Source organism: Streptomyces sp. NPDC059256, from assembly GCF_042753785.1.
Lineage (GTDB): Bacteria > Actinomycetota > Actinomycetes > Streptomycetales > Streptomycetaceae > Streptomyces.
In genome coordinates, this window is record NZ_JBHYZO010000012.1 from 20,863 (window position 1) to 28,059 (window position 7,197).

6 protein-coding genes are annotated in these 7,197 nt (G+C 69.3%); 3 read left to right on the top strand and 3 right to left on the bottom strand.

Features of this window, described 5'->3' with window-relative positions:
- Positions 1–9: 9 nt before the first annotated feature.
- Positions 10–2,229 (top strand): NADP-dependent isocitrate dehydrogenase, encoded by a 2,220-nt coding sequence (locus ACFXJL_RS23605; RefSeq protein WP_384637278.1) that lies wholly within the window; start codon positions 10–12, stop codon positions 2,227–2,229.
- Between the two features lie 185 nt (positions 2,230–2,414).
- A complete protein-coding gene (locus tag ACFXJL_RS23610) occupies positions 2,415–3,050 on the top strand; it encodes an NAD(P)-binding domain-containing protein (protein ID WP_358878185.1) in 636 nt (211 codons plus the stop codon).
- A gap of 83 nt (positions 3,051–3,133) precedes the next feature.
- On the opposite strand, the gene ACFXJL_RS23615 is transcribed toward ACFXJL_RS23610, so the two are convergent.
- Both ACFXJL_RS23615 and ACFXJL_RS23620 read right to left on the bottom strand, forming a co-directional pair.
- Complete coding sequence (locus tag ACFXJL_RS23615) at positions 3,134–3,715, bottom strand: DUF4328 domain-containing protein (protein WP_384695386.1); 582 nt, start codon at positions 3,713–3,715, stop codon at positions 3,134–3,136.
- A 262-nt stretch (positions 3,716–3,977) separates the two neighbouring features.
- Positions 3,978–4,736 (bottom strand): LysR substrate-binding domain-containing protein, encoded by a 759-nt coding sequence (locus ACFXJL_RS23620; protein ID WP_384695389.1) that lies wholly within the window; start codon positions 4,734–4,736, stop codon positions 3,978–3,980.
- Between the two features lie 59 nt (positions 4,737–4,795).
- On the opposite strand from ACFXJL_RS23620, the gene ACFXJL_RS23625 reads away from it, so the two are divergent.
- A complete protein-coding gene (locus ACFXJL_RS23625; RefSeq protein WP_384695393.1) occupies positions 4,796–5,197 on the top strand; it encodes a DUF5997 family protein in 402 nt (133 codons plus the stop codon).
- 105 nt (positions 5,198–5,302) lie between these two features.
- Here the strand turns inward: ACFXJL_RS23625 and ACFXJL_RS23630 are convergent, their stop codons facing one another.
- Positions 5,303–6,952, bottom strand: a complete 1,650-nt coding sequence (locus tag ACFXJL_RS23630) for an FAD-dependent monooxygenase (protein WP_384695396.1) — start codon at positions 6,950–6,952, stop codon at positions 5,303–5,305.
- Between the last annotated feature and the right edge of the window lie 245 nt (positions 6,953–7,197).

Below are 7,197 nucleotides of genomic sequence, written 5' to 3' on the forward strand. Positions count from 1 at the left end.
GAGCACCCGGTGACTGACTCGACCATCATCTATACGCACACCGACGAGGCCCCAGCCCTGGCCACGCATTCGTTCCTGCCGGTGGTCGAGGCTTATGCCTCGACGGCCGGAGTCAGGGTCGAGAGCCGTGACATCTCCCTCGCGGGGCGGATCATCTCCAGCTTCCCCGAGCGGCTGGATGAGAGCCAGCGCATCGACGACGCACTCGCCGAGCTGGGTGAACTGGCCAAGACCCCCGGTGCCAACATCATCAAGCTGCCGAACATCTCGGCGTCGATCCCGCAGCTGAAGGCGGCGATCGCCGAGCTTCAGGAGCAGGGCTACGACCTTCCGAACTACCCCGACGACCCCAAGACCGACGAGGACCGCGACGTCCGCGCCCGGTACGACAAGGTCAAGGGCAGCGCCGTCAACCCGGTGCTCCGCGAGGGCAACTCCGACCGCCGTGCCCCCGCCTCGGTCAAGAACTACGCCAAGGCCCACCCGCACCGCATGGGCGCCTGGTCGGCCGACTCCAAGACCAACGTCGCGCACATGAGCGCCGACGACTTCCGCTCCACCGAGAAGTCCGCCGTCATCGCCGAGGCGGGCACGCTGCGGATCGAGCTGACCGGGGACGACGGCACCACCACCGTGCTGCGCGACTCGGTACCCGTCCTCGCCGGCGAGGTCGTGGACGCCTCCGTCCTGCGCGTCGCGGTCCTGCGCGAGTTCCTCACCGCACAGGTGGCCCGTGCCAAGGCCGAGGACGTGCTCTTCTCGGTCCACCTCAAGGCGACGATGATGAAGGTCTCCGACCCGATCATCTTCGGCCATGTGGTGCGCGCGTTCTTCCCGAAGACGTTCGCCGAGCACGGCGAGGCGTTCGCCGCTGCGGGCCTGAGCCCCAACGACGGTCTCGGCGGCATCCTCAAGGGACTGGACGCTCTGGCCGACGGCGCCGCGATCAAGGCATCCTTCGAGGCCGAGCTCGCCGAAGGACCCGCGCTGGCGATGGTCGACTCCGACCGCGGCATCACCAATCTCCATGTGCCGAGCGATGTCATCGTCGACGCCTCCATGCCGGCGATGATCCGCACCTCCGGCCACATGTGGGGGCCTGACGGCCAGGAGGCCGACACCCTCGCGGTCATCCCCGACAGCAGCTACGCCGGCATCTACCAGGTCGTCATCGACGACTGCCGGGCCAACGGCGCGTACGACCCCTCGACGATGGGCTCGGTGCCCAACGTCGGTCTGATGGCCCAGAAGGCCGAGGAGTACGGCAGCCACGACAAGACCTTCGAGATCCCCACCACGGGGACGGTCCGGGTGGTCGACGGCTCCGGTGCCGTGGTCCTGGAGCACGTGGTCAGCGCCGGCGACATCTGGCGCATGTGTCAGACCAAGGACCTCCCGATCAAGGACTGGGTCAAGCTCGCCGTCACCCGTTCCCGCGCCAGCGGTACCCCGGCCGTGTTCTGGCTGGACGAGAGCCGCGCCCACGACGCCAGCCTGATCGCCAAGGTCGAGGCGTACCTCCCCGAGCACGACACCGAGGGCCTGGACATCCGCATCCTGGCGCCGGTCGAGGCGATCGCTTTCTCGCTGGAGCGCATCCGCCGCGGCGAGGACACGATCTCGGTCACCGGCAATGTGCTGCGCGACTACCTGACCGACCTGTTCCCGATCCTGGAGCTCGGCACCAGCGCCAAGATGCTCTCCGTCGTACCCCTGATGAACGGCGGCGGCCTGTTCGAGACCGGAGCCGGCGGCTCGGCGCCCAAGCACGTCCAGCAGCTCGTCAAGGAGAACTACCTCCGCTGGGACAGCCTGGGTGAGTTCCTCGCCCTCGCGGTCAGCTTCGAGCACCTCGCCCAGACCACGGACAACGCGCGCGCCCAGGTGCTCGCCGACACCCTGGACCGGGCCACGGGCACCTTCCTCAACGAGGACAAGTCGCCCAGCCGTCGTCTCGGTGGCATCGACAACCGGGGCAGCCACTTCTACCTCGCGCTGTACTGGGCCCAGGAGCTGGCACAGCAGACCGACGACGTCCAGCTCGCCGAGGCGTTCAGCGCGCTCGCCAAGACGCTGTCGGAGCAGGAGCAGACCATCGTCGACGAGCTCATCGCCGTCCAGGGCTCGCCCGTCGACATCGGTGGCTACTACCAGCCCGACGTGACCAAGGCGACCGCGGTGATGCGTCCTTCGGAGACCTTCAACCAGGCGCTGGCAACGCTCGCCTGAAACCGCTGACGACGACGGGACCCGTGCCGAGCAGGCACGGGTCCCGTTCTCGTGCGCCCGTTCTCGTGCGCCCGGCAGGGGTCACCTGGATGCCCGCCCACCGTGCGGGCAGGGCCCGTCGGGGTTCTACTGGGTCGGTGCGTCCCCCAGCACCGACCCAGTAGAACCCCGAGGACGGAGACCCCATGACAACGGCGATTGTGGGCACGGGCAACATCGGTTCCCGTCTGGCCGCCAACCTGGTCGCGGGCGGTGAGACGGTCCTTCTCGCCAGCCGTGACCTCGACGACGCCCGCGCCCTTGCCACCCGGCTCGGCGAACGGGCCGCCGCCGTGACGGTGGACGAAGCCGTCGACGCGGCAGACACCCTGGTCCTCGCGGTCTGGTTCGACACCATCAAGGAACTGGTGGCGCAGTACGGGGACCGGCTCGACGGGAAGATCGTCGTGGACCCGTCGAATCCGATCGCCCAGAACGACCAGGGGGAGTTCTCCAAGACCATCCCGGAGGACGAGTCCGCGGGCGCGACGATCGCCGCACTGCTTCCCCGGGGCGCCCGACCGGTGAAGGCGTTCGGCACCCTCTCGGCGGACTCCCTCACCTCGGCGGCCCGCCGCTCCCCTGACCGGGGAGTCGGCTTCTACGCGACGGACGACGACGCCGCTGGCCGCGAAGTGGCGGATCTGATCCGCGCCGCCGGCTTCGACCCCCTGAAGGTGGGCGGAATCGACCAGTCCGTGCGTATCGAGGTCTTCGGCGACCTCCATGAGTTCACCATCGGCTCGGTGCCGTCCCTGAACGAGGCGAAGAAGCTGGTCTGAACACTGCGCACCGGGCGGACGGGCGCCATCGTCGGGAAACGCGCCATCGTCGGGACACGCGCCATCGCCGAGACACGCGCCTTTCAGACGGGCTGCGCCGCGGCCACCTTCGAGTCCAACGTGTCCGTCAGCCGGATGACGAAGTAGACCGCTGCCGCCGCGGCCACGATCCACGAGGCGTCTGCCGTCATCGCCAGGACCAAGGCGTCCCGCTGCTCCTCGAAGGATTCGGCCGCGTTGTAGACGTAGTTGCTGACACCGCCGAGCAGCGTGTTGCCGACGAAGAGGCCCCACCACAGGTGCAGCGGCCAGGTGGTGACCTTTCCCTCGGCTGCCGGGCGGGCGCCCACGCTCCAGATGGAGCGTGCGATGAGATAGGGCAGCACCAGGTTCACAAACGGGAAGAACCAGGAACCGATGGCCCAGCCGGGACCTAGTCGGAAGGCTGCGGGTTCGAACGTCCCGGCGTTGCGGCGCATCCGGTGGAACCAGACGACGAAGGCGATCCCGCAGAAGAAGAACGCGGTGGAACCGATCGAGTTGGCGAGGTTGTACGCCAGGTGGGCACTGTCCAACTCCTCCTGGGCGACGAAGGAGAAGCCTTCGTTCGTCGGGGTCAGCGAGTAGGTCTGCCACCCCCGGTAGACCTTGTACAGGTCGGTCATGGCGACCGCTGTCAACAGGCCCCCGACCGTCACCAGGAGGACTCGCGGCGTTCTTCGCAGCTGGGACGGGAGCGGTGGGAGCGAGGGCAGTGTGTTGGACGTGAGCATGGCGATTGACCCCCCACGGGCACAGAAAGCGGAACGGCCCGTACGAGAACGGGCGTTGCCGGAAGATATGCCAGCAGAGCGCCCCACGTCCACGGTGATGATCAGCCCTGGTCCGGGGCCATCGGGAGTGCCGTACGCCCGCGGGGGCACGACGCTAGGAGCGACGGCGCGGCTTGCCGCGTCCCTTCGCCTTGGCCGTACCGGAACCGGCGCGACCGCCACGTCCCGCCGGCTTGCCCGCCGCGGGCTTCTTGCGGGCGCCTCCCGCATCGGAGCGCTTCGCCTGGGGCTGAGCCGGGGCCTGAGGACCGCGGGAGCTGTTGACGGTTCGCCCCCGGACGATTCCGATGAACTGTTCCACCAGGTCGGTGGTCTCGTCCTCGGGCCAGGACAGTGCCACGCGGGACTCGGGAGCGTCCACGACCGTTCGGTAGGTGAGGTCCTTGCGGTGGTGCAACCGCGCGAGCGACTGCGGTACGACGAGGACTCCCACTCCCGCAGCCACCAACTCGACGGCGTCCGCAGTGGTGGCGGGGCGTTCCTTGGCGGCCAGCCCCGGTCGCTCCTCCCACTCCAGGGTGTCATCGAGGGGATGCAACACGATCTCGTCCGCGAGGTCGCCCGGTGACACCTCATCGACCGCCGCCACCACATGGTCCTTGGGGACCACGACGACCGTCGTCTCCGCATACAGGGGAATGGCGCTGAGGTCCGTCCGGTCGATCGGCAGACGGACGAATCCGGCGTCGACACTTCGGGCGCGCAACACGTCCGCGGCTTCCGCGGCGGACACCGGGACGAGCGTCAGGGGGACCGCAGGGAGCCGCTCGTGCCAGATCCGGACCCACTTGGTCGGCGTCACGCCCGGAACGTACGCGAGTCGAAATGGGGGGGGTGCTTCCGAGCCTGTCACCAGGCCAGGTTAGCCGGTCGTGGTCGAAGGCATCGCACACGCTCGATACCCTTGACCCCATGACGTCGCACCAGACCACCCAAACGATGAAGCCCGCCACCGCGGCGAAGAAGCTGGGTGTGTACCTCCAGGCCACCCCTGCCGAGTTCCAGGAGGGTGTCGTCTCGCGCAACGAACTGAACGCGTTGCAGACCGACCCGCCCCAGTGGCTGCAGGACCTGCGGCGCAACGGCCCGCACCCCAGGCCGGTGGTCGCGGCGAAGCTGGGCGTCTCCATCGCGGGTCTCGCCCGTGGCGGGGTCACCGATGCGCTCACCACCGAGCAGATCGACGCCCTGAAGGACGAGAACCCCTCGTGGCTCCGACAGGAGCGCGCCACCCAGGCCGAGGTCCGCAAGGAAGCCGTGCGGATCAAGGAGAAGAACGAGGCACGCAAGACGAAGTCGGGCTCCGACTCCTGACGCAGACGGCACCGCACGGCCGAGCCCCGTCCTTCCGGGACCTGCCCCGAGGGACGGCCGCGGGTCGGCTCTTCGGTGCTTCCTCCCGGTCCGGACGGCCGGCTCTCAGCGCTGGAACACATCCTTGAGGTACGCGGTCAGTTCCGAGGTGCTCGGCGGGCTCAGACGAGCCCCGAGATGGCCGTCGGGACGCACCACCAACACCGTCGGCCCTCCCACCCCGTAGATCCGGGCGAACTCGCCCGCGCCGTCGCGGTAGACGGGCGGTCCGACGCCGAGCCGCTCCGGTACCGCGGGAGCCAGGACCAGACAGGTCTCCAGCCGTGCGGCTGACAGTTCCTCGGCGACGGCGAGGAACTCGGTGAGTTCGTCGGACACGCCGCCCGGCCGGTCCTCGTACCACAACAGCAGGTGTTCACGGTCCCTGAGCAGCTCGTGCAGCCGGACGGGATAGGCGGCGATGTCCCGGGTCAGGCCGGCGCAGTCCGGGGCCCGATCGCCCGGTTGGGGTCCGTCCCCAGCGGTCGGGTCCGGCCGACCCACCAGAGGACTGCTCCGGTAGTCGATGAGCAGTTGGGCCTCCCTCAGCAACAGGGTCTGCGGATCGGTCGGGTCTGCCTGGACGCCTTCGGCGGCGTGCCGGACGGTTCGGGCGACGACCTCCTCGCCGATCGGGCGGCGCTCGGTGTCGTAGCTGGCGAGCAGCCCGGTCCCGGCGCCATCGCTGAGGACGAGTGCCAGCTTCCAGGCCAGGTTGTAGGCGTCCTGGATGCCGGTGTTCATCCCCTGCGCGCCCGTGGGCGGATGGATGTGCGCGGCGTCCCCGGCGACGAAGACCCGACCTCCCCCGTACCGGTTCACCAGCCGGTGGCTGATCCGGAAGACCGAGGACCACCGCAGGGCGGTCGCCGTGGTCGGCCCTGGGGACAACCGGTCCAGAACCGTCTGGATATCGGCGAGCACCGGCACCCGGCCGCCCTCCAGCCCGTGTGCGACCCCGTCGTGCGGCGTCCCGTTCTGCTGTTCGTGTGCGGCCGACAGCTCGGGCGGTACCAGCATCGACATGCGGTAGCGCCCGGCGCCGGGAAGCGGAATGCACACCAGGAGATCGTCGATGGTCCGGTCGCCGGCACGGTGCATGGCCCGTACGCCGTATCCGGCCGGCAGGTCCCAGTCGACCTCCACATCGGCGAGCATGTACTCCTCAGGGAAGGCGCCGCCATCGAAGGTGAGCCCGAGCGACTTGCGCACGACGCTGTGAGCGCCGTCGCAGCCCACGAGGTACCGCGCTCGGACCTCCTCCTGCACGCCGGTCGAATCGACCAGTGCGCAGGTCACCCCGTTGCCGTCCTGGGTGAACGACACCAGCTCGCGACCCCGCTCGATCCGGGTTCCGAGGCCGGCCAGGAACTGTTCGAGGATGCGTTCGGTCTCGTACTGGGGGAGCGCGGCGAAGCCGTACGGCACATCGGGCGGTAGGGCGAGGTCGATCCTGGTCTGCTCGACACCGTTGATGTACACCAGCTGTCCCCGCATGGGAACCGCCGCGTCCAGGACGGACCGCACGAGTCCCATGCGGTCCCAGATCTCCAGCGTTCGCGGTTGGATGCCCACCGCCTTCGCGTACGGCAATCCGGCCGGCAGTTTGTCGACGATGCGGCACGAAACCCCGCGCCGGCTGAGCTCTGCCGCCGTGGTCAGCCCGACCGGGCCCGCTCCGACGACCAGGACATCGGGCGCCTCGGTGTCCACCACTGGTGCCTCCCCGTGGCTGGTCCCCGGGTTCGACAGGTCCCCTCCATGGTCGGCCGTGGTGCCCGCTGCCGTCCACCGGACGGGAGAGCGCCGTGGCTGGGGCGTCCATAGCGGATCGCGGATCGCGGATCGCGGATCGCGGTACCGGCTCCGGAACCGGGTGCGCCGACTGTGCGAAGTCGGCGCACCCCGCTGTCATGGCCTGCTGCCCAGGGATCAGTACGTGTCGAGATGGAACCGCTGGT

Coding starts and splice junctions, on each gene's coding strand:
- ACFXJL_RS23625 (WP_384695393.1), top strand. CDS start 4,796: ATGACGTCGCACCAGACCACCCAAACGATGAAGCCCGCCACCGCGGCG.
- ACFXJL_RS23610 (WP_358878185.1), top strand. CDS start 2,415: ATGACAACGGCGATTGTGGGCACGGGCAACATCGGTTCCCGTCTGGCC.
- ACFXJL_RS23615 (WP_384695386.1), bottom strand. CDS start 3,715: ATGACCGACCTGTACAAGGTCTACCGGGGGTGGCAGACCTACTCGCTG.